Genomic DNA, 26,918 nt, shown 5'->3' on the forward strand with positions numbered 1-26,918 from the left:
GACCGTCCATAGATAGTTTGTGTAAGACAAACCATTTATAGCACGGCAGCTACCCGGCTTGTCTCGTAGACTGGACACATGGCTCCGCTGCCGCTCGTCGCCCAGGCTCCGCGCAGGTCTGGTGCGTTGCTCGAGCACTTCGCGCGCCGCATCCGGCTGCGCGCGGAGAGCGTGCTCGCTCCGTTCGGGCTGCGGCCTCGGCATTTGATCGCCCTGACCGTCCTCCAGACCCGCGGGTCCAGCACCCAGCAGTCCCTCGCGCAGATCCTCGAGATGGACAGCACCAACGTCGTCGGCCTGCTCAACGACCTCGAGGCCGGCCAGCTGATCGAGCGGCACCGGTCGCCCGAGGACCGCAGGCGGCACGTCGTCGTGCTGACCGAGCGCGGCGCGAAGGAGCTGGCCCGCGCCGAGGCGGCGCTCGCGGCGGTGGAGGACGAGGTCTTCGCGGCGCTCGATCCGAACCAGCGCGAGCAGCTCTACAACTTGCTGGTGCAGGCGGCTTCCGGAACGGTCGACAGCAGTGCTTGCACGGAGGAACCTCCGACCTGCTGACGGGAGGGGCAGCGAATGGACGGCGCCGCCGAGCGGTTGGCGAAGTACCGCGCCATGCGCAACTTCGCGAAGACCGACGAGCCGTCTGGTGCGGACGCCCCGAAGGAACCTGGCTACCGCTTCGTCGTGCAGCGGCATCGGGCGCGGCGGAAGCATTACGACTTCCGCCTCGAGCTGGGCGGGGTGCTGGTCAGCTGGGCGGTGCCGAAGGGGCCGACGCTCGATCCGAAGGCACGGCGGATGGCCGTGCACGTCGAGGACCATCCGCTGGAGTACGCCGATTTCGAGGGCGTGATCCCGCGCGGCGAGTACGGCGGCGGCGACGTGATCGTGTGGGACCGCGGGCGCTGGGAGCCGGTCGACACGGACGATCCTGAGCAGGCACTCGCGGACGGGAACCTGCACTTCGATCTGTACGGCGAGAAGCTGGCCGGACGCTTCGTGCTGATCCATCCCAAGAAGGACGACGACGGGAAGCAGTGGTTTCTGCTGCACAAGCAGGACGACTACGCCACCCCGGGCTGGGACGCCGAGGACCATCCGAAGTCAGTCAAGAGCGGGCTCACCAATGACGAAATCGCGGCCGCCCCACCTGCGTTGTGGCGAAGCGATCTGCCCGCGACCGAAGCGGAAGTGCCGCTGCATCCAGTGTTCAAGCCAGCCTCCGAGGAGGAACTGGCCGCGCTGAACGAGCTGGGCAAGCAGGGCACGTGGACGGTCGCCGGTCGGCAGTTGAAGGTCACCAACCTCGACAAGACGTTGCTCCCCGGCCGCGAGGGCGAAGAGCCGATCACCAAACGGGAGCTGATCGAGTACTACACCCGGATCGCGCCGACGATGCTGCCCTACCTCGCCGGCCGCGCGCTCAACACCCACCGGTTCCCCGGCGGCATCGGCAAACCCGGGTTCTGGCACAAGGAAGTCCCCGACCACGCGCCGGAGTGGCTGCACCGCTGGCATTACGAAGCGGCCGACCGTGACGACGTGCAGCAGTACCTCGTGCCCTCCGGCGTCGCGGATCTGGCCTGGCTGGCGAATTTCGCCGCGCTGGAGCTGCACGCCTGGACGTCGCGCACGTCCGACGTCGAGCATCCGACCTGGCTGCTGTTCGACATCGACCCCGGTTCGGAGACCTCGTTCGACGACGTGCTCGCGCTCGCCCGGCTGCACCGCACCGCGCTGGACCACTTCGGGCTCATCGGACGGCCGAAAACCACCGGACAGCGCGGTATCCAGATTTGGGTGCCGGTTGAGCCGCGGTACACGTACGCGGAGACCCGGGCGTGGGCGGAAACCGTGTCGAAGTCGATCGGGAAGATCGTGCCGGACCTGGTGAGCTGGGCGTGGCACAAGGATCGCCGCGGCGGACTGGCTCGGCTCGACTACACGCAGAACGTGCTGAACAAAACCCTTGTCGCGCCGTACAGCGTGCGCCCGAAGCCGGGGGCGCCGGTGTCCGTCCCGCTGGAGTGGGACGAACTCGACGACCCCGACCTCACTCCGGATCGGTGGACGATCCGGACGGTGCTCGATCGCGTGGCGAAGGTGGGAGATCCCTTCGCGCAACTGCTCGACGTGCACCAACGCCTGCCGCAGCTGTCGTGAGACCCCGGCAATCAGCCAAATTCGGCGCGAACTGCGTCCCAGTCAGCGTTTGGTGAGCACCACCAGATAGCGGCACGGCCGCATGCCGGGATTCTCGTACGCGCAGTCGACCGGGCGGCCCAGTTGGAGGCAGTCGCCCTCGGCGAGTTCGTGCACGACTTCGCCTTCGTGGAACCGCAGCTGGCCGGACAGCACCCAGACCTGGTGGTCGGCGAACGCGTAGGAGCTGGCCGGGAATCCGGCTTTAGCGCCCGGCGGCAGGTCGATTTCCACCAGCTCGGTGGCCCCGTGGCCGGGCGGCGAGACCGCGCGGCGCACGTAGCCGGTGACCGGGTCCTGCCACGTCGGCTGGTCCTCGCGACGGGCGAGGCGGCGGTCGTCGCCCTCCGCGCGGGCGATGAGTTCGGACAGCGTGAGCCCGAGCGCGGTGGCGAGCCGGCTCAGCAGCACGGCCGTCGGCTGCGCCTCACCGCGTTCGATTTTCCCGATCATGGCGCGGGAAACTCCGGAGCGTTCGGCGAGCACGCCAGCGGACATCCCACGGTCCTGACGGGCTTCGCGCACCGCCGCGGCGAGCGAGACGGAAAGGGGATCGGTCACAGTGGTCGACTATAGCAGCGGTTCTTGTCTACTATCGTGCACATGTTGATCCGACCTGCCGAAGAACGGGACGCTGAGGCGTGCGCGGCGATCTACGCGCCGTACGTCCGGGAAACCACGATCAGCTTCGAGACCGAACCGCCCACGCCGACGGAAATGGCCGCCCGCATCGCGAGGGCGACCAAGTCGCACGCGTGGCTGGTGCTGGAAATCGACGGCGAGGTCGTCGGATACGCATACGGCAGCCCGTACAAGGAGCGCGCGGCTTACCGCTGGTCCTGCGAGGTGAGCGTCTACCTGGCGCAGGACCGTCGCCGCGCAGGTGGCGGAAAAGCCTTGTACGAAGCCCTTTTCGCCCGGCTGGCCGAACGCGGCTTCCGGATGGCGGTCGCCGGGATGACCCAGCCGAACGAACCGAGCGTCGGACTGCACCAGGCGATGGGCTTCGAGCTCATCGGAACCTGGCGGCGGATCGGCTGGAAACACGGCGCGTGGCGCGACGTCACCTGGATGCAGCGAGAACTCGTACCCGCTTCGGACGACGTGCCGGAGGAACCGCGTTAGTCCACGCCGAGGTCGAGTTCCTCGATGTCGTGCTCCAGCCGGGCCCGCCAGGACCACTTCGGTTCCGTCCAGTCGGTGTCCGACGGCGGCGGTTCCCCCAGTGGCAACGCCGGATCGACCACGCCGTGCGTCACCCGGTACGCCAACGCCGACGTCGCCGCGCGGATCCACTTGTCCCCCGCCGCACCGGACGGAGGCGCGACCCCGAACGCGTGCGTGAACCACACCGGCAACAGCGCGCTCGACCCGAGCGCGTCGGTGATGCGCTCGCGCAGCCGGGAATGCAGCTCTTCCCAGTCCCGCTCGCACTTCTCGATCTGCGGCAGCACCCGGGTCCGCGTCACCTCGTCCGCCGCCAGAACCTGTTGTGCCGCTTCGGCGTCCTGTTGCGCGGCAGGCAACTGACGGTCCAGCACACCACGCCGCCGAGCGACCACTTCGGACAGTCGCGACTCCGCGTCGTCCCGTTCCGGTGTGCCCCGCTCCGCTTTCGCCAGCACCTCCAGCACCGCGATCAACGCTTCTTCGCTCTCCGCCAACGCTTTCCGCGCCTGCGGCAGTCGCGCGACGTCCTCTTCGTACGGTCGGCGCTGGCTCGGCGTGAGCAGCTGCGCGGCCAGACTGTGCCGCCGTTCCGCCTCCGCGGCGAGCTGCCGCACCCTCGGGCCGACGTTGTCGAGGTCGACCACCGGCACCTTCTCCGACACCCGCACCGCGCGTTCGAGCACCAGCAACCGCTGCCGGAGCCGTTCAAGCTGCCGGGAGGTGTGGTCGAGCCGGGTTTCGTGCCGGGAATGCGTTTCCGTGAACGACTCGACGGTCTCGCGCAGCTCGGAAAGCTCGCGGACGGTGCGGTTTTCCAGATCCTCGACGGTCTCTTGCATACCGCCGACCGTGTCGGTGAGGGCGAGCAGTTCCGGGTCGTGCTCGACCTCCGGCCCCTCCTCGGCCGGGTAGTACTCGGTGTCGCGGTAGTACTCGGAATAGGTCACCGCGCCTCCAGCACCAGGAACGCCACGGTCGCCACCGTGGCGAGAGCGGCCAGAATGACCACGATCGGCTGGGCGGTCGGCCCAGTGCCGATGAGTGCGACAGCGGTCAAGATCGCGGCCAGCGCCCCGCTGTACGCGGCACGCTGCCGCCGGCTGACCATCAACGGCGTCGGCCCGAGCGGCCCGAACGCGATCCGCAGGCCAGCGCCAAGCAGCGGCAACGCGAGCAGCAGCCAGACCGGGTTGAGCGCGCCGAACAGCATCATCGCCCCGCTCACCATCCCGACCGCGACCGGCGCGACCGCCAGGTACAGCGTCGTCCGCTGCGCCTTCCCGCGCTTCGCCTCCAACCGGGCGAGCCGCACCTGCTCGACGGCGGCGTCGACTTCCTTCTCGGTGCGCAGCAGCGCCTCCGCCCGCTCGACCAAGGCGTCGAGCGTCCGCGTGCGTTCGTCGTCCGCCTGGTCCGGCAGCTGCGCCAGACCCGCACGAAGCTCACGGCGGAGCGCGGACGCGCGCGCCATCACGTGGTCGCGCTGGTCCTCTGCAGGCGTAGTCACCTGGCCACTGTAGGTACGAAGCGCACCGAACCCGGGGACCGACGCGACTTCGGGCGGATCCAGTCAGAGCCGCAGCAGGTCCCGGCCGACGACGACCTCGCCGTCGAACCCGGCAGCGGCTCCCGCCACGGAATCGTCGCGACCGCGCTGGCGGAGGTCGCTAGCCTTTCTTGCGCCGGATCTTGATCGCCCGCAAGTCCGTGACCGCGTAGTTCAGGTCCCGGTACGGCAGGCCGTGCGCATCCAGCGCGGCGGTCGCACCGTCCTTGGCCGCGCGTTCGTCGTCGTCCGGACCGGCCGGGACCTGGCAGCGGAAGGTGAACGCTGTCGCGTTGACGTCGTGCGTGAACGTGCCTTCCTCGGTGAAGGCGACGTCGGTCTTGTCCTCCAGCAGAGCCCGGGCCTCGTCGTCGAGGGGGTCGAATTTGCCGCGGATGAGCACGCGGAACGCGTCCATGTCAGGCGTCCTTCCGGGTCGCATAAGTCAGTACTTGTTCGCTGAGCAGGCCCTCCACCACGTCGAGGAGCGTCAGCGCGGCCTCCGCGATGTCGTCCGGCCGCTCGCCGGCAACGGTGCGTTTGCCGATCTCGCCGTACAGCAGGCTGTGCACCCATCCGATCTGCGCGGCGACCAGTCCAGGCACCGGATCCCCTGGCGCCGCACCGGTTTCCGCGGTCAACAGCTCGGCGAGTTCGGCGACCATCTGTTCGCCGAGGTCCCGCAGCCGCGCGGCGAGCGTGGGGGCGGCCAGCATCATCGGCAGCACCCGGCCGAACCCCGGGCTCAGCCCGACGGTCCGCGAGCGTTGCCGGATCTCGTCGCGCAGGCGGTCCAGCACCGCACGCGCCGCGGACACCCCCGGTGCCCGCGCCGCCACGATCTCGGCCAGCCGTCCCGCGGAAGCCTCCGACGGCGGCAGCACCAGGTCTTCCTTCACGCGGAAGTGGTTGTAGACCGTGTTGACCGCGACGTCGGCCGCCTCGGCCACCTCGGCGATGGTCACCGCCTCGAATCCGCGCTCGACGAACATGTGCATCGCGGTTTCCGCGATGCGCCGCACCGTCTCCTGCTTCTTCCGCTCTCGAAGTCCCACGCCGAAAAGTGAAGCAGACCGCAAACTTAGAGTCGACTCCATTTTCTACCGCGGATATCGGGGAGATCCCGGAGGACGGGACGGCCGCCGGCGCGGCATCATCGACCAGGTGCGGATCGGCTTGCTGGGCCCGCTGGAGGTCCGGAACGACGACGGTGCCGCAGTCGAGATCACCGGTGCCCGATTGCGGACGCTGCTGAGCGCCCTCGCGCTGGAGCCCGGCCGGGTCGTCCCGTCCGGGCGACTGGTCGACGCCGTCTGGGGGACGCGTCCGCCGGCCACGGCCAACGCGCTGCAAGCGCTCGTCTCGCGGCTTCGCCGGGTGGGCACGCGGCTCGACTCCACCCCGTCCGGCTACCGGCTGCCCGAGGCGACCGTGGACGCGGCCCGGTTCGAGGAACTGGTTACCGCGGCGAGGACAGCGCCCGACGAGAAGCGCGTCGTGCTGCTGCGCGAGGCGCTCAATCTGTGGCGCGGCCCGGCGCTCGGCGACGTCTCCGACGCACAGTTCTTCCAAGGCCACATCGCGCGGCTGAACGAGCTGCGGCTTTCGGCCACCGAGGAGTTGGCCGAAGCCGCGCTTCGGCTGGGCCACGGCGCGGAGCTCGTCGAAGAGCTGTCGAAGCTGCTCGCCGAACATCCGCTGCGCGAACGGCTGGCCGCCTCGCTGATGCTCTCGCTGCAAGCTGCCGGACGACCGGCCGAAGCCCTGCAGGTATTCGCCCGGACCCGCATGGCGCTCGCGGACGAACTGGGTGCTGATCCGGCGCCCGAGCTGTCGGCCGCACACACCAAGATCCTCCGCGAGACAGTGGCCGACGAGAACGAAGCGCGCACGAACCTTCGAGCCGGGCTGACCAGCTTCGTCGGCCGGAACGCCGAGGTCACGCGGGTGGCCAAGCTGGTCGGCGAGTACCGGCTCACCACGCTGACCGGGCCCGGCGGGGCCGGGAAGACCCGGCTGGCCACGGAAACCGGACGGCATCTGCTGGCCGAACGCGGCGGCGTGTGGTTCGCCGAACTGGCCCCGGTCACCAACGGCACGGACGTCCCGCAGGCCGTGCTCGACGCGTTGGGCCTGCGCGAGCAGATGTACACCGGATCGCTCGCCAGCGGCACTCCGCGCGAGCGGGCGGCGAGAGCGTTGCGCGACCGGGACGCGGTGCTGGTGCTCGACAATTGCGAGCACGTCATCGAGGCCGCCGCGCAACTGGCCGAATACCTGCTCGGCGAATGCCCGCGGCTGCGCATTCTCGCGACCAGCCGGGAACCGTTGGCCCTGACCGGCGAAGCGCTCTGGCCGGTCGAACCCCTGACGTTGCCCGCGGAAGGCGCGACGCCCGCCGAGGCGATGTCGTGTGCTTCGGTACGGCTGCTGGCCGACCGCGCCGCTGCGGTGCGGCCAGGGTTCACCGTCGACGAGTCCACTGTGGACGACGTGGTGCGGATCTGCCGGGCTCTCGACGGGATGCCGCTGGCGGTCGAGCTTGCCGCGGCCCGGTTGCGGTCGATGACCGTGTCGCAGCTGGCCGCGCGGCTTGACGATCGGTTCCGCCTGCTCACGGCGGGCAGCCGGACCGCGTTGCCGAGGCACCGAACGCTGCGCGCGGTGGTCGACTGGAGCTGGGACCTGCTGGAACCGGACGAACGCCAGCTGCTGCGCCGGTTGTCGGTGTTCTCCGGCGGCGCGACCGCAGGGGCGGCGGAAGCGGTCTGCGGCGGCACGTCGGAGCTGATCAGCGCATTAGTCGACAAATCACTACTGACCGTCTCCGACGATGCCGAGCCGCGCTACCGGATGCTCGAGACGATCAAGGCGTACGGACTGGAACAGCTCTCCGCGGCCGGCGAACGCGAGAAACTGCGTCAAGCGCACGCCGAGTGGTTCGCCAGCTTCGCCGAAACCGGCGACAAATACCTGCGCCGGGCCGAGCAGATCGAATGGCTGGCGCGCTTCGCCGCCGAGCACGGCAATCTGATCTCCGCGGTGCGCGGCGCGATCGCCGCCGGCGACGCCACGACCTCGCTGTGGCTGGTGACGTCGTGCGCGTGGTTCTGGATGTTGACCGGGCACAAAACCGAGGCGCAGGAACTGATCGAGGCGGCGCTCGCGTTGCCCGGCGAGGTGGACCGCGAACTGCGCGCGATGGGATACGCGATGGCCGCACTGCTGCTGACCATCGGGATGAGTGCCGAGACCACCGCCGACGCTCTCGGCCGCAAAGCGCTCGAACTCAGCCGCGACAGCAAGAATTCCTTGCTTCGGTCCATCCTCCCGGTGTTCACGCAAACCGGAGACCGCGCCATAGAGTCCACATTGGACGACTTGCTCTCCGATGAGGACCCGTGGTTGCGTGCCCATGCCCGGCTGCACCGGGCGCGGTCGCAGCTGAACCGCCGGCACGATGCGGCGGCGCAGGAAGACGACGTCCGCGAGGCCGTCCGGTTGTTCCGGCTGAGCGGGGAGCGCTGGGGACTGTCGCTGGCGCTGAACAGCCTTGCCGAGGTCGTCGGCCGTCGCGGCGAACTGGAGGAAGCCGTTTCGTGCTACGAGGAATCGATCCAAGTCGTCTCGGAAATCGGTTCGGCCGAAGACGTTCTGTTCGCCCGGGGACGGCAAGCGCACCTGTTCTGGCAACTCGGCGACGAGGCTGCCGCAGCCGCCGCAGTATCCGCCGCCGAACGCGACGCGCGGAATGTGCCGTTCCCCGATGTGCTCGCGTTTCTGGCCCATACGAAAGCTGAGCTGGCCCGCTGGCGCGGCGACCTGTCGGAAGCCCGCCAAGAACTGAACCGCGCCGAAGCGTTGCTGCGCGACGCCTCGCCGCATCCGTTGTTCCGCGCGATGATCCAGCATTCGCACGCCTACCTGGACGCCCAATCCGGCGACCTGCCCGCGGCCCGGAACCGCCGTCGTGAAGCACTCGCCTTGGCCGCGGAATCGGGCGAGGTGCTGTATCTGACGATCGTCCTCGTGGGCGTCGCCGACCACGCGCTGCGGCTGGGCCGCCCCGTCGCCGCCGCCGATCTCCTGGCCGCCGCGGACCGCCTCCGCGGCGGCCCTCACCTGGCCCTCCCCGACGCGACCGCCGCCGAAGCCGCCGTCCAGGCCCAGCCGTCCGGCAGGGTCGACGACCCGGTCGCCCTCGCTTACGACGTCCTCGATGCGGCCCCACCCGAGCGCGGCCATTCCCGCTAACCGTCCCCGAAACCGGCCTGCCCGAAGCACTTCTTGTGGCATCATCCGCCGGTGGCCGGCGAGCGGAGCGACCCGCATTCGATCGAGGAGCAAGACCTCGAGGATTTCGACTCGTGGACCGCAAAGGCCGCGCTGGCCTCCCTCATCGACGAGACGCTCGGCTCGCCCGAGGTCACTCGGCTGCTCGCCCGGGAGTCGCTGCGTACCGAAATCGTGCGCGAGGAACTGGTCGCGAACGAGACGCTGCTCGCGAAGATCCGGACGCTGCAGGACCAGGTCATGGCCGAGGGCGACCGGGGGTTCCGTCCGCGAAACCGTGCGGTGTCGCTGCGCGAGGTGGCCTGGCTGCTCGTCGCGGTGCTGCTCGGACTCGGCTACCTCAGCCTGATGACGGCCGCGTGGAGCCGGCTTCCCCTGTTCTTCCGGATCTTCGCCGGACTGATGCTGCCGTGCGTCCTGTTCGCCACCGGCGCGCTCGCGGTCCGCAAGGTCACCTCACTGCGCGAGTGGATGAACCCGGACGCCATGCAGTTCCACGAGGAGCAATTCGGTCTCGGCCCGCGGCGTTCGTTCGCCGCGCGCGAGATCGTGCTGCCCGAGGTCCGCGACGTCATTTCCGCACACCGGCGGCTGCACTTCGGCACGACGCTGGTTTTCGAACAGCAATACGATCTCGGCGAGGAGGACAGCAGCAGGATCGTCCCGACTGCCGCGGCGAAACGGATCCGGCGCGTCCTCGAGCGCGCGGGTTCCGGCGCGGTCGCGCTCGGCGGGCAACGCGGGTCGGGCAAAACCACCGCGATCCGTTCCCTGCAACGAGGGCTGCTGCACGGCAGCGAAAACCCCGCGCCGCTGGTGGTAGTCGCCTCCGCCCCGGCCACCTACGACGCCCGCGATTTTGTGCTGCACCTGCACAAACTGCTGTGCCAAGCCGTGCTCGAACGGATCTGGCAGACACTCGGTCCGGAAACCGGCTGGCGCTGGTGGGTCCGCCGGTTCTGGCTCGGATCGGCCGACCTCGTCGGCTCGGCCGCGCTTGGCTGGGCGATCGGCGGGGTGCTGTGGAACGGGAAGTTCACGCAGTTCCCCACCGACGTGTGGCAGACCATCGCCAGGGTGCGCTTTCCGGACCTTCTAGGTCCATTATGGACACAGCAGTCGGTGCCGAACCGGATCGCCCTGGGCGTAACCGCCTTCCTCGCGCTCCGCTGGGCGGTGAAACTCCTCGCGTCCGCAACCGACGCGGTGCTGCACTTCGTGCGCCGGAAATCGTCCGCCGGGGCGCGCGCCCTCGAGGCCAAAGCACGACGCCAGTTGCTCCGGATCCAGTACCTGCTCACCTACACCACCGGCTGGTCGGGCAAGCTCGCCGTCCCGGCAGGCGGCGAACTGGGCCGCACCCGCACCACGCAGCGGGCCGAACAACAGCTGACGCATCCGGAAGTCGTCGACGAGTTCCGCGCGTTCGCCCAGCTGACCGCCGAGTCCTTGCGCGCGGAAGGGATCACCGACCGGGTCGTGGTCGCCATCGACGAACTGGACAAGATCGGCGAGCAGGACAAGGCCCAGCAGCTCGTGAACGACATCAAGGGCATCTTCGGCGTGCCCGGCTGCCTGTATTTCGTGGCGGTGTCCGACGACGCGGTGCTCAGCTTCGAGCAACGCGGACTGGCCGTGCGCGACGCGTTCGACAGCGCGTTTTCCGAGGTGGTGCGCCTGGAACCGTTCACGCTGGACGAAAGCAGGCTGTGGATCGCGCAACGGCTGCCCGGCGTCCCGGAGCAGTTCTGCTACCTCGGCCACTGCCTCTCCGGCGGACTGCCGCGCGACCTGCGCCGCACCACGATCGACATGGTGGACGTGACGATCGAGCACTACGAACCGTCGCTGTCGACGGTCACCGGCATCCTGGTCCGCGCCGATCTGACCGCCAAGGCGAGCGGCTTCGCCGGACAGGCCCGCGGACTCGCGCAGACGCCGGAGCTGACCGAACTGTGGCCGAAGCTGCTCCGCATCCCGGATACCCGCCAAGCGGTGGAACTCGCCGAACTCGCCGCCGAACTGCACGAAGGCGCGACTCCCGACCTCGCCGACCCGATCAACCGGCTGCGTCTGCACAGCTGCGCGTTCGTCCTCTTCTGCGCCACCGTCCTGGACGTGTTCACCGACGCGCTCACCCAGTCCCGTCTCACACCCAGCCTCCACGACCTGGCCCTCGCCCGACGGCACCTCGCGCTAGACCCGCACCTCGCGTGGGCGGCACTGAACGACTTCCGCAAGGCACACGACCCTGCCGCTGCATAACCAGCAGTTCTGAAGCGTGGAAGAACCAGCTCTTGGACTTCTCGACGTGCCACTTCTAGCGTTGCGTCCATGACCACGTACGTCCTCATCCCCGGTGCCTGCCACGGCGGCTGGTGCTTCGACCGGCTCACCGGTCAACTGCGCGACCGCGGCCACCGCGTGCTCCCGCTGACGCTCACCGGCCTCAGCGAGCGGAAGCATCTCCTGCACGCCGGGGTCAACCTCGACACCCACATCGAGGACGTCGTGCGCGTGCTGCAGGCGGAACAGGTCGAACACGCCGTGCTCGTCGGCCACAGCTACGGCGGGATGGTCATCACCGGTGCCGCCGACCGCGTGCCGGACCTGGTCGACGCGCTCGTGTACCTCGACGCTTTCGTGCCCGAGGACGGTGACTCCTGCTGGAGTCTGACTGACGACCGCCAGCGCGAGTGGTACCTGAGCGTCGGCGAGACCGGATACGCCGTGCCGCCGCTGCCGTTCTTCGACCCACGAGCGTCAGCGCACCCATTGGCGACGCTGCTGCAGTCAATCCGGCTGGACGCGGACCTGAGCCGGTTCCGCCGCCGGGACTACGTGTACGCCCGGATCTGGGACGGCGGATCCCCGTTCGAGCCCACCTATCGACGGCTCGTCGACGATCCACAGTGGAATGTCCGCGCGCTGGAAAGCAAGCACGACCTGATGCGCGACGCGCCGGAAGAGCTGCTGCGGATCCTCCTCGACGCCGCGGCCTAGCCGAGCGAAGGAACCCGCTCCCCTTCCGGAGGCGGCCCGGGCGGCGTCCCGTCCCCGAACGGACGTCCGCCCAGCTCCTCCCGGCCGTGCGGCGTCAGCCAGCCCGACAGCTCGGGTCCCACCGGCACGATCCCGGTCGGGTTCACGTTCCGGTGCACCACGTAGTAATGCTCCTTGATCTGCCCGAAATCGATCGTGTCGCCGAAACCGGGCGTCTGGAACAGATCCCGCGCGTACGCCCACAGCACCGGCATCTCCGAAAGCTTCTGCCGGTTGCACTTGAAATGCCCGTGGTACACCGCGTCGAACCGGACCAGCGTCGTGAACAGCCGGATGTCCGCCTCAGTGATCGTGTCGCCCACCAGATACCGCTGGCCGGCCAGCCGGTCGGACAGCCAATCCAACCGCGAGAACAATGCCCCGTACGCCTCTTCGTAAGCCTCCTGCGAAGTGGCGAAACCCGCCTTGTACACCCCGTTGTTCACGTCCCGGAAGACCTTCTCCGCGACGTCCTCGATCTCGTCGCGCAGCCGTTCCGGGTAGAGCTCCGGAGCGCCGTCCCGGTGGTAGGCGCCCCATTCCAGCGAGAAGTCGACGGTGATCTGCTTGAAGTCGTTGGTCACCACCTGTCCGCTTGGGACATCCACAATGGACGGAACGGTGATCCCGCGCGGATAGTCCGGGTACCGCGCGAAAAAGGCCTCCTGCAGCCGTTCGATGCCGAGCACCGGGTCGCGGCCGCCGGGGTCGAGGTCGAAGGTCCAGCTGCGCTCGTCGTGCGTCGGGCCGCACAGGCCCATCGAGATCGCCTCTTCGAGGCCCAGCAGCCTGCGCACGATCGACGCGCGGTTCGCCCACGGGCACGCGCGCGCGATCACCAGGCGGTAGCGGCCCGCCTCCACCGGCCAGCCGTCGCGGCCGTCGGCGGTGATGCGGTCGGAGATGTAGTTCGTGTCGCGTTTGAACTCACCCTGGTCGGGCATCGGAAGCCTTTCGTCGGGGATCAGGTCTAGTCGTCCGGGCAGGCGGAACAGTCCGGCGGCTCCAGCGCGGCAGCCAGCCGGGCGAGGATCGGGCCCGCGGCGCGGACCTCCTCGGGCGAGAGGTGGTCGAACAGGAACGAGCGCACGCGCTCGAGGTGCCCGGGGTACGCGGCGGCCAGCTTCGCGTGCCCCAGCTCGGTGAGCGTCGCGTGCGCGGCCCGGCGGTCCTGCGGGCACTTCACCTTCCGCACCAGCCCCCGGCGGACCATCGCCTCCACGACCCGGCTGATCCGGCTCAGCGACAGCGCCGTGGCCTGCGCCAGATCGGTGAGCCGAAGCCGGCCCTCGGGAGCCTCCGACAGCGACACGAGCACGGTGTAATCCGTCAGCGAGACGCCGTTGTCGTGCGCGAACTGGTCCTCGAGTGCCCTCGGCAGGACGGTGACGATGCGCGTCAGCGGACGCCACACCGCCTCTTCTTCGCTGGTCAGCGGGGTTCTGGTCACCACAGAGGGCGAGTATATCCGACACTTGCTCGCGCAATCAGTTATTGTGGGCTACAGTGCTAGTTGAACACTCAACCAAGGACCCGAAGGAACGGAACACATGACCAGCGCGACCACCTACGCCCACCTGACCGGCACCTACACGATCGACGGTTCGCACAGCCGGATCGGCTTCGTCGCCCGCCACGCCATGGTCACCAAGGTCCGCGGCTCCTTCAACGAGTTCGAGGGCTCGTTCACCCTGGACGGCGAGAACCCGCAGAACTCGAGCGCCACGGTCACCATCCAGACCAAGAGCGTCGACACCCGCAACGCCGACCGCGACGGCCACCTGCGCACCAACGACTTCCTGTCCTGCGACGAGTTCCCGACCATCACGTTCACCTCCACCGGGATCAAGCAGACCGGCGAGGACACCTTCGACGTGACCGGCGACCTGACCATCAAGGGCATCACCAAGTCGGTCACCGTCCCGTTCGAGTTCGGCGGCTCCGCGAAGGACCCGTTCGGCAACGACCGCGTCGGCTTCGAGGGCTCGACCTCGATCAACCGCAGCGACTTCGGCGTCACCTTCAACGCCGCGCTCGAGACCGGCGGCGTGCTGGTCTCGGACAAGATCACCCTCGAGTTCGAGATCTCCGCGATCAAGAACGCCTGAGCGAACAGCGGGTGAAGGGTTCCGGAACCGGGACCCTTCACCGCGGGCGTCACACGTCGAGCGCGGTGCCGTAGAGCCGCTCGACCGCGAGCCGGATCACGACTCGCCGCTCGTCCACGAGCTGCTTCAGGAACGCCTCGGTGTCTTCCGGCCGCGAGGCCTCCGGAATCATCGCGAGCAGCTCCTGTCCCACCGCGTCGCCGGGAACTTCGGTGACCTCGGAGACCTCTGCCCGCCCCTCGGCGGCGGCGAACGACCACACGTCGCCGCCCTGAACGTGCAGGGTCGCCCGCGGGTTGCGGCGCAGGTGGCCGACCTTGCTCCGGTCGGCCGTCGTCGAGAACCGCACCATCCGGGCGGCCGGATCCCAGTTGTACAGCATCGTCGTCAGATGCGGCTGACCGCTCCGCTTGATCGTCGCGAGCGTGCCGAACTGCTGCTGGCCAAGCAGGGCCGAAAGGGCTTCATCGGACAGCTGCCGGGGTGCGGGTCCTTGACTCATGCCCTCCTCAACCCGCCGCCGGTCCGGCGCATTTCCGCCCGCTACCGCTATTTTCCGGCGCGCAACCCGGCGATCCCCACGTCGAGCGCGGCTTCGAGATGCTCCGCCTCCCCGGTCGTCAGCAGCATCAGCACCCCGCCCTGCACCCCGGCCAGCAGCGCCGACGCCGCCTGCCTCGGGTCCAGTCCGGGCCGGACCTCGCCCGCAGCCCGCAGGTGCTCGATCCCCGCGGTCAGCTCGGACAGCCACCGCTGCATCAGCTGCGTGACCACCGACTGCGCGCCCGGCGTATTGCGGCCGATCTGCGACATCACCACGTTCAGCGGACAGTGCCTGCCCTGTTCGGTGTAGTGCCCGAGCACCACCTTCTGCCAGGTCCGGAAGTCGTCCCAGGTGCGCAGCGTGCCGAGGACCGGCTGCTGCACCTCGATCACCCGGTCCGCTTCCCAGCGCGCGACGGCCAGCAGCAGTTCCTCCTTGCCGTCCGGGAAGTAGTGGAACAGCTGGCTTTTGCTGGTCCTGGTGCGCGCGCGGACGTCGTCCAGCGTCGTCGCGAGCACGCCGCGCTCACGGATCACCTCGGCCGCGCCCTCCACGATCCGCTGCCTCGTCGCCTCGCCCTTGCGCGTGAGCGCCATCCGCCCGCCTCCCCGATTGGACCTGCGAGTCCACTCTACGCGCGGCGGCTCAGAACGCGGTGCCTCCGTCTGCCCAGGACGTCTGGCCGAAGTCCTCGTCGTCCACCGGCGCGCGGCGCGGGCGGGGACGCTCCGGCTCCGGCGGCTCCACGACCTCGGGCTCCACGACGGCCTCTTCCTCGGGAGTGCCCTTCGGCCAGACGCACGGCGAGGTCGCGCCCAGGTAGAGCTTGCCGAGTTCGTTAGCTTGCAAGGACATGTCGAAGCCGTCGCGCTCGTTGCGCGCGAAGACGTACTGGTCGGTGGGCCGCCGGTCGGTCAGCACAGTGAAGCCGTGGCCCTGCCACCACTTCACGACAGCGTCGAACTGCGCTGGGAAAGTGCCCGGTTCCAGGCCGGTCACCTCGTAGGTGGCGGAGATTTCGAACCGTCCCGCCGGACCATCGTCGGTCGGGTCAGTGCATTCGGAACGGTTGCGGGAGAACAGTTCCCGTCCGGCCGGCGCGGGCAGCGCGGAGAACGCGCCGCGCACGTAATCCTCGACCCGGTCGCGGGCTTCGGTTTCGGTGATCGTGGGGGTCATGGCTCCACCTCCTGGGGAGCAGGCTACGAGGGGAAGGCCGGCGAGGCAGGCCAGCGCGGTGCGGCGCGCCGTCACGCGGGCAACCCGGCGATGATCCGGCCGAAACTGCGCAGCGACGGGTTGTTGTCCTCCCAGTATTGGCTGTGCGCGGCCCCGGACAGGCCGCCCTCGTACCACGGGCCCTTGGCGCCCGGAGCCGACGCGAAGACCTGGCCGCCGAATCCGTCGCCGGCCGGGCTCGGGCCGAGCGGATCGTGGCCGCCGACGCCGAGGTTGGTGATCTTGATGAGGTCGTGTTCCGCGACCGTCGAGTGCACGTGCTGGGCGACCTGATCCTGCGGGACGCCGTCGAGGTGCAGCTGGTTCGCGTGCTCGACGCCGACGCCGGGGCTGCCGACGAAGACCAGATCGTCGGCGTTGAGCCCGCCGTCGCGGGCCGCGTGGCCGATCACCGTCGTGCCGTAGCTGTGGCCGAGCACGGTGTTGTGCGACGGCGCGCCTTCGTGCGACGCGCGCAGGCCGTCCTCGAATTTCGCCAGCTGCGCCTTGCCGCCGTCGGCGTATTTCTCGCTGGCCGCGTTCACGAGTTCGTCCGGTGCGTCGTAGCCGACCCAGGTGATCACCGACGTCGACGGCGAGCCCGCCATCGTCGCCGACTGCCACATTTTGTCCGACCGGCCGAGATCGCCGCCGATCTTGGCCAGCTCGCTGCCGGTGCCGGGCACGTAGGTCGCGACGTTCGCCGCGGTGTCCGGGTTTCCGGCCGCGACCACCGCGGTGCCGTCGCCGCTGACGTCGAGCGACATCAAGAAGGCGGGCGGTTTGCCGTCGCCGGTGGCCGCCAGCCGGTCGCGGATCGCGGTGAGGCCGCGCAACTGGGCGTCGTCACCCTTCCGTTTGTCGATTTCCCGTTGCAGCACCACGCGATTCGCCGCGTCGCGGTCGACCACCGGGATGCCGTCGAGGTTGCGGATCAGGTCCGGGTTGTCGCGCAGGATCGAGGACTGCGCGGAGTCGGACAGGCTGTCCCACCACGCCCGGTTCTCCGCCGGGGCGCCGTTCGGTTTCGGCTGGCTGCTGGTCGCCATCGCCAGCGCGACAAGCCCGGACCCGCCGCTTTCGCCGTTGGCCGCGCGGTCCAGGACGACGGTGAGGTCAGCGTCGACTTCGGTGGCGTCGCGGAGAATCTGGCCGACGCGATCGGCGACCTCGGCCTGCCGTTCGGGCTTCCCGCTGACCCCGCCGCCGTCGTCGACCCGCATTCCGTTGCGGGAGGCGAAATCGTCGACCTCGCGCACCGCCGAGCTGATCCGCTCGACCGCCAGCTGTGCGTCGTGCACCCCGCGCCGGACCGCCGACACGTCGGTGGCCAGCTGCCGCAATTCCGTTGTCAGCACGGTGCCCCTGGCTGTTGCCGCGTCCGCCGCGTCGCCTTGCCAAGCACCGAACTTCGTCATGGCGTCGGCATCGTCATTGGCTGCGGCGAGCCGGGCGGCCCGGATGCCGAGCGCGTCGACTGCCGCGGCGAGGTCTGCGGGGTTCCAGCGCCGGACGTCTCCCCAGGTGATCATCGTCCTGCCGCCGCGATCTCGCCGGTCGCGTTCTGGTCGGAGTCGCGGTAGCCGGCCGCGGCCTGGTCGAGGTTCCCCGCGTAGGTCTCGGTGTCGGCCGCCCACTTCGGAACGGCGCGGCCCCAGGTGCCGGACAGGCGTTCCGCCGCGGCCACGCTGGTGCCGCCGGAAAGCCCGACGCCGGCGAGCGCGGCCGCGAGGTCGGCCGTCCGCACGGTCGCCGCCGCCTGACGCGCCCGTCCGGCCGCGGTCGCGACCTCCCCCGGAGCGACCTCGAAACCCGTTCCCATGCGCATCTCCCCCACCGCGGCGACCGGACGACCCGTACGACGGACGTCTCCGGTGCCCGGTTCCGCACAGTTCGGCCTTCGCGAAAACTCTTGGCCCGATCTGTGCGCCACCACTCTGACCTGGGAAAACACTCGCCTAGCGTGTCCACATATGTGAACGCTAGTCACGTGACTGAATAGTTATCAGCCCGCGTCTTGCCCGCCGGTGACCAGCGTGTGACTGTGTACGGCGAAGTTCGAACCGGAACGGACGGAGCCGGCGCGCGGCGGGGAAAGGCGTTGCGCGGCGGTGGATTCAGCCGTTCCGCAGTGCTGGACCAGTCCGGCAGTCCTTGTCCCCTCGACCCCCATTCGTCCGGCCAGGACGGCGCTGACCTCCCGGGCAGCGGACCAGGACCGGCCGGCCATCCCGGAAAGAGACGGCTCGGCAATGACACAGACAGCCGCGGCGCGGCGGCCCATCGGCAGAACGACGCTGTATTTCTTCGGTGCCCTCGGCGGCATCCTGTTCGGTTACGACCTCGGCGTGATTTCCGGGGTGTTGCCGTTCATCGGGAAACTCTGGGGCCTGTCCGGTTGGGACAAAGGCGTCATCACCGCGAGCATTTCGGTCGGCGCGATCGTCGGCGCGAGTTTCTCCTCGCGGCTCAACGAAAGACTCGGCCGCCGCCGGACGATCATGGTGGCAGCCGTCGTCGTCATCATCGGCACGCTCGCGGCCACGTTTTCGCCGACGTTCGCGTTGCTGATCATTTCCCGGCTGGTGATCGGCGTGGGCATCGGCCTGTCGTCGTCCACGGTCCCGACGTACCTGTCGGAACTGGCTCCGGCCCGGCTGCGCGGGGCGATGGGCGCGCTGAACCAGATCTTCATCGTGCTCGGCATCCTGATCGCGTTCCTGGTCAGCTACGGCCTCGGCAGCTCGGGCAACTGGCGGCTGATGTTCGCCGGAGCGATCGTGCCCGCGGCGATCCTGCTGGCGGGCCTGGTGTTCCTGCCCGAAACGCCGCGCTGGCTCGTCGCGAACGGCCAGGAGGAACGGGCGCGCGAGGTCCTGCTCAGCTCGCACGGCGGCAGCGTGAACGTCGACGACGAGATCGGCACGATCCGCGAGGTCATCCGGCTCGACTCGGAATCGGCGAAGACCCGCCTCCGCGACCTGCTGACGCCGACCGTGCGGCCGATGCTCGTGGTGGCCCTGCTGCTCGCGATCGGCCAGCAGTTCAGCGGCGTGAACGCGGTGAACGCGTACTTCCCGACCATGCTGATCGGCCTCGGCTTCGCGACCCAGGCGGCGCTGCTGTCCGGCGTGCTGCTGGGCGTGACCAAGTTCCTGTTCACCGCGTGGGTCGTGTTCGTGGTCGACCGGTGGGGCCGCAAACCGCTGCTGCTGATCGGCAACGTGCTGATGGTCATCACCCTGGTCGCGGCCGGGTTCATCGTGCTCGAAGTCCACGACACGGCGACCAAGGGCATCCTGATGCTGGTCGCGATGGTGCTGTACCTGGTCGGCTACGAACTGGGCTGGGGCGCGGTCGTGTGGGTCATGATGGCCGAGGTGTTCCCGCTGAAAGTCCGCGCCGCGGGCATGGGCGTGAGCAGCGTCGTGCTGTGGGCCGCGACCGGCATCATCAGCGCCGTGTTCCCCATCATCTCCGACCCCGGCGCCCTCGGCCTCGGCGGCTCGATGTTCCTGTTCGCGGGCATCAACGTGGTCCTGTTCTTCCTCACGAAGTGGCTCGTCCCGGAAACCAAGGGCCGGTCATTGGAGGAAATCGAACTCGACCTGCGCGGGCGGACGCATTCGAAGGCACGCGCCTGAATTTCCCTCTTGGGGTGTCGCCGGGCGGCAGGGGTTTCCCTTGCCGCCCGGCTGTTTTTATCGCCCTAGCAAGCGGTATCGCCGGTTGGCCATCGGCAGGAAGATCTCATCAGCACCGCGGGCCACGCCAACGCGAGCAGCACCGAATGCTCCGCCGCCCAGCCGTTCGCGGTCCAGGCCAGATCACCGATCCGGCTGTCCACGCTAATCGCAGGCACGAGCACAGCGGCACAGACAGTGACCGGCCTGGCGCTGACTGCTACGCTTCGCTCGAAAGCTACGCAGGGGAGGCGTACACCGTGGTTGAAGCCTGCCGTTTCGACGGCCGGGTAGTTGGTTTGTGCCAGCTGCTTCGTCAGCACAGGGCGGCTGACAATTTTCTGGAAAGAATTGCCGAAGCCGCCATCGACGCGGCGACCGTGGTCGGGAGCCCCATCGCTGTCAGCAATCTGTCCAGCACTGTCGAAGGATTGGTCACCGACGGACTCAACCTCCTGGTAGGAATCGCGAACCGCTTCATGGAAACACTCAGCCGGATTCGAGATCTGAACAGCTGGATGAACGACAAGGCGCTTCCCGCGTCTCGATGGCCGCAAGCCGTCCACTCGGCTGGAGCGTGACCGTGCATCCGAACCATCCGCCGACCGCACCAACACCACAGCCTCCGGCCCGACAAAATATGAAGACGGGCCACCGGGTCGCGCTGTGGTCCGGGGTCTGCGTCGCTGTCATGGCGACCGCACTGGTGGTTTTCTGGGCGACGGGCTTCGGCGCGTTCCTCTGGGGCGCGGACCATAAAACCTCAGACGCGACGCCGGACAAGTACCGCGACACCGACTTCGCCGCCTGTACTGGCTTCACGGCCCGGAGCACGGAAATTCCGCGGGACGCTGCCGAAGTGGCCCGCACCTGGTATCCCGAAATCAGCAAGGACGGCACCCTCCTCTGCAGCTTCACCCCCACGGATCGACAACGACCACTCGTGGAAATGCAAGCAAGCTGGTTCGCGACAACCGCCGCGCAGTCCGGCAGCGAACACGCCACCACCAACTTCACCGGTGCCACCGCCGTGAGCAACGACGACAGCCCCGTCGGCCTGGCCTTCGGCGAGAAGGCTCGCTGGCTCCCGCAGAAAAGCCAGACGGACTGCGGGCTGATCTTCTTGGACCGCAACGCCGTTTTTGAGATCCACTACACCACGGCTGCTCCGAGCGGAAACCCCGAGTCCTGCCGTGGTCCGCTCCGCAAGATTGCCCAAGCGCTGTATAACGCGGCGCAACCGCGATAGCAGCAGTGAGGGCAAGGTCATCACCCTGCCACCGCGACGACGAACGCTCCGACCGCGCGATCCCACCTGGCGATCGAGCCTCAGAGCGGGAGCCATGGCACGAGGCCCCTCGACACAGCACCGTGCTCGAATCCCGGCAAACACCCGCCGGACTTCGGCCAGCACGCCACCCGGCCGAACTTGCCGGGTGGGCCAGGCGCGGCCAGACACGGCCAGGCGCGGCCAGGCGCGGCCAGGCGCGGCCAGGAAACAGTCCTCGCGGGACCACCACGCTCTATAAGTCCGGCGGCATCACCAGCATCCATTCCTGATGCCAGACAACGGCCTCTCGCCCTCTCGCGCAAGCCGTCCGAACCACCGCGTAGTGTCCGCGGAACCACCGCTTTCGATCAATCCGGCAGCATAGGCATCTCCATCCCCGCCTCATGGCTCAGCAACGCCGCCCGAGTCAACGCGCTCGCGCCGAAGCGGTTTCGCAGCGCGTCCACTGCTGAGTCCAGCGCAGTTGCCTCCGCGGACATCGCCGGGCTCGACGGTTGGTCCAGCGGCAGCGCCAGCTGCACCGCGCCATGGCTGTCGAGATTTGAAAACGACAGGCCTAGCAACGTCAAACCTCGGTCGTACACCAGAGGTTGCGCAGCGGACAGCAGACCTCGGGCAGCGCACAGCAGCGTCTCCGTGTGGTCGGTGCTGTCGGCGAGCGTGTGCGACCTCGTGGCGCGGGTGAAGTCCGCGAAGCGCATGCGCAGCACCACCGTCCGACATACCCGCGATGCTCCGCGCAGCCGACGCGCTAATCGGTCCACAATGGACACCACGATCTCGTCCAGCTCCGCCGGGGAGCGGGAGCGACGGCCCAGGGCGCGTTGCGAGCCAATCGAGCGGCGGCGTTTTCCTGGCTGTACCGCGCGTGGGTCGCGGCCGTGTGCCAAGGCGTGCAGGTGGCGTCCGGAGCCTGGGCCCAGCATGGAGATCAGGGCGGCCTCGGGCAGTTCGGCGACTTGGCGCACGGTGCGGACGCCGCGTTCCCGCAGTTTCGCCGACGTCACCTTTCCCACTCCCCACAAGCGTTCCACCGGCAGCGGGTGCAGGAATTCCAGCTCACGCTCCGGCGGCACCACCAGCAGGCCGTCCGGTTTCGCGACGCCGCTCGCCACCTTCGCGAGGAATTTCGTGCGCGCCACCCCTACCGTGATCGGCAGCCCGACTTGCGCGAGGACCTCCGCGCGCAAGCGCACCGCGATCTCCGACGGACGCCCGGCGATCCGCCGCAGACCGCCGACGTCCAGGAAAGCTTCGTCGATCGACACTCCTTCCACTGCCGGCGTCGTCTGCCGGAACACTTCGAACACCGCCTTGCTCGCCGCGCTGTAGACCGACATCCGCGGCGGCACCACCACGGCATGCGGGCACAACCGCCTGGCCTGCGCCCCGCCCATCGCCGTGCGCACGCCCAACGCCTTGGCCTCGTAGCTCGCGGCCAGCACCACGCCACCGCCCACGATCACCGGCCTGCCGCGCAGCCGGGGATCGTCGCGCTGCTCGACCGAGGCGTAGAACGCGTCGAGGTCGGCATGGAGGATCGGTCCTTCGCTCGTCACGAACATATGTTCGCATCGAACCCCGACAAAAACCGGGATCTGTTCACTCGAACGGAGTAGAAAAATCTCCGAGAGCCTCGACTGGACGCGCTAATCTCTCCCTCGTGCGGCTCGCCCTGTTCGACCTCGACACCACGCTCGTCGATCGCGCGGAGGGCTTCCGCCGCTGGGTGTGGGAGTTCTGCGCGGAACACCGGCTGACCGAGACGGACGCCGAATGGCTCATCGCCGCCGACGACCGCGGCCGCGCCGACCGGGCGACGTTCTTCAAGAACCTCCGCGAACGCTTCGACCTGCAAGAACCCGACCTCGAAGACGCCTACCGCGAACGCCATCCCGTACTCGTCCCCACCACGCCGGGCGTGCTGACCGGATTGCCCCGGCTGCGCGCGGCGGGCTGGCGGATCGGCGTTCTCGGCGAAGGCGAAGCGCAGCTGTCGACGCTGCTGTGCACCGGAATCGCTGGACTCGTGGACGGCTGGGCGCTCGCCGGGCCGGACGGACTGTCCACATCGGACCCGAAGCTGCTCCAGCTCGTCGCCGAACGCTGCGAGACCACCCTGGACGACGCCTGGCTCATCGCCGCGGACATCGAACGCGCGCGGTCCGCCGGATTGCGCACTGTACGAGTCGGTCCGGACCGCGACACCGCCGCCGCGATCGCACTGCTCCTCGACAGCTAATCCTCGAACCGTTCAGCTCACCGCCGAACGCCGCCCGACCACACTGAACGACGCCTGGCACATCGCCGCGGACATCGAACCCGCACGATCCACCGAACTGCAGACCGCGCAAGCCAACCCGGACCGTGACACCGCCGCCGCGCTGCTCCTCGACAGCTGGCCCTCGAACAGCTCCAGCTCGCCACCGGACCTGCCCCACCACACCAAGCCCATCAGTGCGCACTTCAAACCCGCACAGTCCGCCGGATTGCACACCGCGCGATTCGGTGCCGCCCGCGGCACCGCCACCGCACCAGTCGACAACTCCAGCCCGCCCCCGAACACCGCGAAACCACACCGAGCACCTCAACGCGAGCCTCAAACCCACACAGTCCGACAGGCTGCACACCGCACGATTCAGTCCAGCCCGCAGCACCGCCACCGCACTACTCAACAACTCCAGCCCGCCCCCGAACACCGCAAAGCCACACCGAGCACCTCAACGCGAGCCTCAAACCCACACAGTCCGACAGGCTGCACACCGCACGATTCAGTCCAGCCCGCAGCACCGCCACCGCACTACTCAACAACTCCAGCCCGCCCCCGAACACCGCGAAACCACACCGAGCACCTCAGCCCGAACCTCAAACCCACACAGTCCGCCGCGCGGCACCCCGCCGCCCTCGCTCTGCTCCCCCGAGAGCTAGCTCTCCACGTCGATCTGCCAGACCCCGTTGTGCTGCGACATCGTGTAATGGTGCGTCTCACTCGTCGTGCCGCCGTTGGCGCGGTGATAGGTGATCCGCGCGGTGAGCGTGTTCGCACCGGTGATCTGGACGTCGTTCGCGGTCACCGAGCTGAACTGGGTCCACCAGGACTTGTACCGGTCGAAAGTCTGGCCTCGCGACGAGCGGAAACCCTCGCTGAGCATCGCCCAGCCGCTCTCCAGATTGCTCGGGATGTACGAGAAGTAAGTGCGCAGGGCCGCTGCCATCGCTTCCGGCGAGTTCGCCGCGGAGCTGGACGTCGGAGCGCTGCTCGACGAAGGCGGAGTCGACGGTGACGCGGACGAAGTCGCCGGTGCGCTGGACGGCGCGGAACTCGCGGCGACCGGCGGCGGGTTCGCGGCCGGGGTGTCCTCCCCGTGGTTGCGGGTGAGGATGACAGTGACGATCACGGCGATCACGACGAGCAGCGCGCCCGCCCCGGCGAAGATCATTGCGCGACGTCTTCGGTCCGAGCCCGCGGGCGGCGCGGCGGCAGCGCCCGCGCCCGCGGCCGGAACCGCGACCGTGGTGGGCACAGCCGGCGGTTTGGCGTCCGGGAGCGTCGGCGGTTCCGGGACGGTCGCGACCGGGGTGACGCCGCCGTCGAGTTTGCGCAGTTCCTCGACGACCTCGGCCATCGACGGCCGGTCTTCCGGCTTGAGCTCCAGGAGCTTCAGCAGCAGCGGCTCGAGCTTCCCGGCCTGTTTCGGCGGGTTGATCGAACCGCTGGAAACCCGGTACAGCAGGGCGATCGCGTTGTCCGCGGTGCCGAACGGCGGATCGCCCTCCACCGCCATGTAGAGCGTCGCGCCGAGGGCGAACACATCGGAGGCGAACGTCGCTTCCTCGCCGCGGGCGACCTCGGGTGCGAGGAACGCGGGCGTGCCGGAGATTTCGCCGGTCGCGGTGAGCGTGACGTCGCCGACCGCGCGGGAAATGCCGAAGTCGGTCACCTTCACCGTGGTGCCGTCGTCGCCGAGCAGGACGTTGCCCGGTTTGACGTCGCGGTGCACGATGCCCGCCCGGTGCGCGGCGGCGAGCACGCCCGCCAGCTGCACCGCGAACGGGATGGCCTCGTCGACGGTCAGCGGGCCGTCCTCGCGCAGTTTCACCGCGAGGCTGCGCGAGGGCAGGTACTCCATGATCAGCCACGGCCGGTCCTCGTGCTCGACCACGTTGAACACCGAGATGGCGTTCGGATGCTGCAGCCGGGCGGCGATCCGGGCCTCGCGCATGGCGCGGTTGCGGGCTTCCTCGACCTTGTCCTCGCCCTGGTTCACGGGCATGAGGAGTTCCTTGACCGCGACAACGCGGCCGAGGATCTTGTCCTCCCCGCGCCAGACCATCCCCATCGCGCCGCTGCCGATCAGTTCGACGAGCTCGTAGCGACCGGCGACCTGCCGGCTCTCCTCGGTCAACGGAAAACCCCTCGGTGCGACATCATCCACGGACGGCGATCACCCAGTTTTCCACGGACGGCCGGAGCGGAGTTCTCGACCCACCCACGGTCGCCCGGGGTTGCTCCGGGTGGCCGGGTCACGACAGGGTGAGCGCATGACCACGACGGCGCCGTCTTTCCGGAGCGTGTTCCGGGTTGGCGAATTTCGTGCGCTCTGGCTCGCCCACGTGCTGTCGGTGGCAGGTGACCAACTAGCACGAGTCGCGCTGACTGTGTTGGTATTCGACCGAACGGCGTCCGCCGGTTGGGCCGCCGGGACGTACGCGCTCACCTATTTGCCAGACCTCCTCGGCGGCGCGCTCGGTGGACTCGCCGACCGGTTCCCGCGCCGGACCGTGCTCGTGGTCGCGGATGTGGTGCGCGCACTGCTCGTCGCGTTGATGGCGATTCCCGGCATGCCTTGGCCGGTCGCCGCCGTCCTGCTCGTGATCGTGCAACTCGCGGCCGGACCGTTTCAGGCGGCTCGGCAAGCGGTCCTGCCGGACATGCTGGGCGAGGAAAAACTGGCGACCGGTCAAGCGATTCTCTCCTCGACGTACCAGGCCGCACTGGTGCTCGGCTTCGGCGCGGGAGCCGCGGTGGTCGCGTGGCTCGGGGTTTCGGGCGCGCTGTGGGCGGACGCGGTGACATTCGCGGTGTCGGCGGCGGCGCTGCGCTGGGGTTTGCGGCCGTACCCGGTCTCGAAGGTGACCGAACGCGTGCCGCAATGGGCGTCGTTGAAGGCTGGGTGCCGGCTTGTCGCGCGGGACCGGAAACTGCGGTCGCTGCTGGCGATCGCGTGCTGCTGCGGGTTTTACGTGGTGCCGGAAGGGCTGGCGGTGCCGGTGGCCGCGCAACTCGGCGGTACTGGCGTGCTCGGCTGGCTGCTGGTGGCGAACCCGGTCGGGACGCTGCTCGGAGCGTTGCTGATCAGCCGGTTGCCGCGGGCGCGACAGGTGCGGTGGCTGGGTCCGCTCGCGGTGGCGAGCAGCCTCGTGCTGCTGCCGACCGGCTGGACGCCCGCGTTGCCGGTGGTCGTGGCGATCTGGACGGTGTCCGGGATGTTCTCCGCGCACGACTTGATCACGCAGGTGCAGTACAGCCTCGCCGCGCCGCCAGACCAGCGCGGCCAGGTGATCGGGGTCGCGATCGCGGCGCTGCGGGCGGCGCAGGGCCTGACGATCGCCGCCGCGGGCGCGCTGGCGCTGGCCTTCGCACCGACGACGGTGGTCGCGATCGCCGCCGTCGCCGGAGCCGGATGCGCCGGGGCGGCCGGGATCGCGTGGACGCGGGCGGTGCGAACGGACCGCGCGGTGCGGCCCCGCCGAACTCCCCTCGACGGGGCCACCCCACCTCCCGCGCCGTAATCCGCGGGACGGGTGCGCCGCGGGGCTGGTT

General features: G+C 69.1%; 27 protein-coding genes. 12 read left to right on the plus strand and 15 right to left on the minus strand.

All coding sequences use genetic code 11. The features are described from left to right. Positions 1–78: 78 nt before the first annotated feature. Both ATK30_RS11075 and ATK30_RS11080 read left to right on the plus strand, forming a co-directional pair. On the plus strand, positions 79–555 hold the full coding sequence (locus ATK30_RS11075; RefSeq protein ID WP_101435528.1) for a MarR family winged helix-turn-helix transcriptional regulator: 477 nt from the start codon (positions 79–81) through the stop codon (positions 553–555). 15 nt (positions 556–570) lie between these two features. Beyond that, positions 571–2,160 (plus strand): DNA polymerase domain-containing protein, encoded by a 1,590-nt coding sequence (locus ATK30_RS11080; protein WP_101435529.1) that lies wholly within the window; start codon positions 571–573, stop codon positions 2,158–2,160. A gap of 42 nt (positions 2,161–2,202) precedes the next feature. Here ATK30_RS11080 and ATK30_RS11085 read toward each other — a convergent pair whose 3' ends face one another. Next, a complete protein-coding gene (locus tag ATK30_RS11085; RefSeq protein WP_101435530.1) occupies positions 2,203–2,760 on the minus strand; it encodes a helix-turn-helix domain-containing protein in 558 nt (185 codons plus the stop codon). Positions 2,761–2,802: 42 nt separating this feature from the next. On the opposite strand from ATK30_RS11085, the gene ATK30_RS11090 reads away from it, so the two are divergent. Next, the gene (locus tag ATK30_RS11090) at positions 2,803–3,324 is read left to right on the plus strand and encodes a GNAT family N-acetyltransferase (protein WP_183126730.1); all 522 of its coding nucleotides are present in this window, start codon (positions 2,803–2,805) and stop codon (positions 3,322–3,324) included. On the opposite strand, the gene ATK30_RS11095 is transcribed toward ATK30_RS11090, so the two are convergent. From ATK30_RS11095 to ATK30_RS11110, 4 genes are all read right to left on the minus strand, one after another. Further along, positions 3,321–4,316 (minus strand): hypothetical protein, encoded by a 996-nt coding sequence (locus tag ATK30_RS11095; protein WP_101435531.1) that lies wholly within the window; start codon positions 4,314–4,316, stop codon positions 3,321–3,323. The genes ATK30_RS11090 and ATK30_RS11095 overlap by 4 nt on opposite strands. Then, entirely contained in the window at positions 4,313–4,876 is a 564-nt protein-coding gene (locus ATK30_RS11100) for a hypothetical protein (protein WP_143271370.1), read from the minus strand. The genes ATK30_RS11095 and ATK30_RS11100 overlap by 4 nt, the downstream gene beginning before the upstream one ends. Positions 4,877–5,036: 160 nt before the next feature. Further along, positions 5,037–5,333: a DUF6204 family protein gene (locus ATK30_RS11105; RefSeq protein ID WP_208637322.1), complete on the minus strand. Its 297-nt coding sequence runs from the start codon at positions 5,331–5,333 to the stop codon at positions 5,037–5,039. A gap of 1 nt (position 5,334) precedes the next feature. Beyond that, positions 5,335–5,970, minus strand: a complete 636-nt coding sequence (locus ATK30_RS11110) for a TetR/AcrR family transcriptional regulator (RefSeq protein ID WP_101440750.1) — start codon at positions 5,968–5,970, stop codon at positions 5,335–5,337. 109 nt (positions 5,971–6,079) lie between these two features. On the opposite strand from ATK30_RS11110, the gene ATK30_RS11115 reads away from it, so the two are divergent. The 3 genes from ATK30_RS11115 to ATK30_RS11125 all read left to right on the plus strand — a co-directional run bounded on the left by ATK30_RS11115 (position 6,080) and on the right by ATK30_RS11125 (position 12,211). Then, complete coding sequence (locus tag ATK30_RS11115; RefSeq protein WP_158242462.1) at positions 6,080–9,169, plus strand: AfsR/SARP family transcriptional regulator; 3,090 nt, start codon at positions 6,080–6,082, stop codon at positions 9,167–9,169. 51 nt (positions 9,170–9,220) lie between these two features. Continuing rightward, positions 9,221–11,473 carry a hypothetical protein gene (locus tag ATK30_RS11120; protein WP_101435535.1) on the plus strand — a complete coding sequence of 751 codons (2,253 nt, stop codon included), beginning with the start codon at positions 9,221–9,223 and terminating at the stop codon, positions 11,471–11,473. Between the two features lie 69 nt (positions 11,474–11,542). Then, complete coding sequence (locus ATK30_RS11125) at positions 11,543–12,211, plus strand: alpha/beta fold hydrolase (protein WP_101435536.1); 669 nt, start codon at positions 11,543–11,545, stop codon at positions 12,209–12,211. Here ATK30_RS11125 and ATK30_RS11130 read toward each other — a convergent pair. Together ATK30_RS11130 and ATK30_RS11135 are read right to left on the minus strand one after the other, a co-directional pair. Continuing rightward, positions 12,208–13,194, minus strand: a complete 987-nt coding sequence (locus ATK30_RS11130; protein ID WP_101435537.1) for a glutathione S-transferase family protein — start codon at positions 13,192–13,194, stop codon at positions 12,208–12,210. The genes ATK30_RS11125 and ATK30_RS11130 overlap by 4 nt on opposite strands. Before the next feature lie 26 nt (positions 13,195–13,220). Beyond that, a complete protein-coding gene (locus ATK30_RS11135; protein WP_101435538.1) occupies positions 13,221–13,703 on the minus strand; it encodes a MarR family winged helix-turn-helix transcriptional regulator in 483 nt (160 codons plus the stop codon). Positions 13,704–13,800: 97 nt separating this feature from the next. On the opposite strand from ATK30_RS11135, the gene ATK30_RS11140 reads away from it, so the two are divergent. Next, positions 13,801–14,358, plus strand: a complete 558-nt coding sequence (locus tag ATK30_RS11140) for a YceI family protein (protein ID WP_101435539.1) — start codon at positions 13,801–13,803, stop codon at positions 14,356–14,358. 49 nt (positions 14,359–14,407) lie between these two features. Here ATK30_RS11140 and ATK30_RS11145 read toward each other — a convergent pair whose 3' ends face one another. From ATK30_RS11145 to ATK30_RS11165, 5 genes are all read right to left on the minus strand, one after another. Beyond that, positions 14,408–14,860: a pyridoxamine 5'-phosphate oxidase family protein gene (locus ATK30_RS11145; RefSeq protein ID WP_101435540.1), complete on the minus strand. Its 453-nt coding sequence runs from the start codon at positions 14,858–14,860 to the stop codon at positions 14,408–14,410. A 47-nt stretch (positions 14,861–14,907) separates the two neighbouring features. Then, the gene (locus ATK30_RS11150) at positions 14,908–15,498 is read right to left on the minus strand and encodes a TetR/AcrR family transcriptional regulator (protein ID WP_101435541.1); all 591 of its coding nucleotides are present in this window, start codon (positions 15,496–15,498) and stop codon (positions 14,908–14,910) included. Between the two features lie 49 nt (positions 15,499–15,547). Beyond that, positions 15,548–16,081, minus strand: coding sequence for a hypothetical protein (locus ATK30_RS11155; RefSeq protein ID WP_101435542.1), 534 nt, complete (start codon positions 16,079–16,081; stop codon positions 15,548–15,550). 71 nt (positions 16,082–16,152) lie between these two features. Beyond that, the gene (locus tag ATK30_RS11160) at positions 16,153–17,652 is read right to left on the minus strand and encodes an alpha/beta hydrolase (RefSeq protein ID WP_101435543.1); all 1,500 of its coding nucleotides are present in this window, start codon (positions 17,650–17,652) and stop codon (positions 16,153–16,155) included. Next, positions 17,649–17,942 carry a hypothetical protein gene (locus tag ATK30_RS11165; protein WP_101435544.1) on the minus strand — a complete coding sequence of 98 codons (294 nt, stop codon included), beginning with the start codon at positions 17,940–17,942 and terminating at the stop codon, positions 17,649–17,651. The genes ATK30_RS11160 and ATK30_RS11165 overlap by 4 nt, the downstream gene beginning before the upstream one ends. Before the next feature lie 430 nt (positions 17,943–18,372). Here ATK30_RS11165 and ATK30_RS11170 point away from each other — a divergent pair, with 430 nt between their 5' ends. The 3 genes from ATK30_RS11170 to ATK30_RS11180 all read left to right on the plus strand — a co-directional run bounded on the left by ATK30_RS11170 (position 18,373) and on the right by ATK30_RS11180 (position 21,052). Further along, positions 18,373–19,764 carry a sugar porter family MFS transporter gene (locus ATK30_RS11170; protein ID WP_101435545.1) on the plus strand — a complete coding sequence of 464 codons (1,392 nt, stop codon included), beginning with the start codon at positions 18,373–18,375 and terminating at the stop codon, positions 19,762–19,764. A gap of 299 nt (positions 19,765–20,063) precedes the next feature. Then, positions 20,064–20,384 (plus strand): hypothetical protein, encoded by a 321-nt coding sequence (locus ATK30_RS11175; protein WP_143271372.1) that lies wholly within the window; start codon positions 20,064–20,066, stop codon positions 20,382–20,384. Positions 20,385–20,494: 110 nt separating this feature from the next. Next, positions 20,495–21,052 carry a hypothetical protein gene (locus ATK30_RS11180; protein ID WP_143271373.1) on the plus strand — a complete coding sequence of 186 codons (558 nt, stop codon included), beginning with the start codon at positions 20,495–20,497 and terminating at the stop codon, positions 21,050–21,052. A 389-nt stretch (positions 21,053–21,441) separates the two neighbouring features. On the opposite strand, the gene dinB is transcribed toward ATK30_RS11180, so the two are convergent. Then, a complete protein-coding gene (gene dinB, locus ATK30_RS11185; protein WP_101435548.1) occupies positions 21,442–22,659 on the minus strand; it encodes a DNA polymerase IV in 1,218 nt (405 codons plus the stop codon). A gap of 98 nt (positions 22,660–22,757) precedes the next feature. Here dinB and ATK30_RS11190 point away from each other — a divergent pair, with 98 nt between their 5' ends. Further along, positions 22,758–23,336 carry an HAD family hydrolase gene (locus tag ATK30_RS11190; RefSeq protein ID WP_208637323.1) on the plus strand — a complete coding sequence of 193 codons (579 nt, stop codon included), beginning with the start codon at positions 22,758–22,760 and terminating at the stop codon, positions 23,334–23,336. Between the two features lie 12 nt (positions 23,337–23,348). Here ATK30_RS11190 and ATK30_RS11195 read toward each other — a convergent pair whose 3' ends face one another. Next, positions 23,349–23,549 (minus strand): hypothetical protein, encoded by a 201-nt coding sequence (locus tag ATK30_RS11195; protein ID WP_101435550.1) that lies wholly within the window; start codon positions 23,547–23,549, stop codon positions 23,349–23,351. A gap of 469 nt (positions 23,550–24,018) precedes the next feature. Beyond that, entirely contained in the window at positions 24,019–25,500 is a 1,482-nt protein-coding gene (locus ATK30_RS11200) for a serine/threonine-protein kinase (RefSeq protein ID WP_101435551.1), read from the minus strand. A 136-nt stretch (positions 25,501–25,636) separates the two neighbouring features. Here ATK30_RS11200 and ATK30_RS11205 point away from each other — a divergent pair, with 136 nt between their 5' ends. Further along, positions 25,637–26,887, plus strand: coding sequence for an MFS transporter (locus ATK30_RS11205; RefSeq protein WP_101435552.1), 1,251 nt, complete (start codon positions 25,637–25,639; stop codon positions 26,885–26,887). The last annotated feature ends 31 nt before the right edge of the window (positions 26,888–26,918 follow it).

The sequence above is a fragment of the Amycolatopsis echigonensis genome (assembly GCF_002846615.1).
Taxonomy (GTDB): Bacteria; Actinomycetota; Actinomycetes; order Mycobacteriales; family Pseudonocardiaceae; genus Amycolatopsis; species Amycolatopsis echigonensis.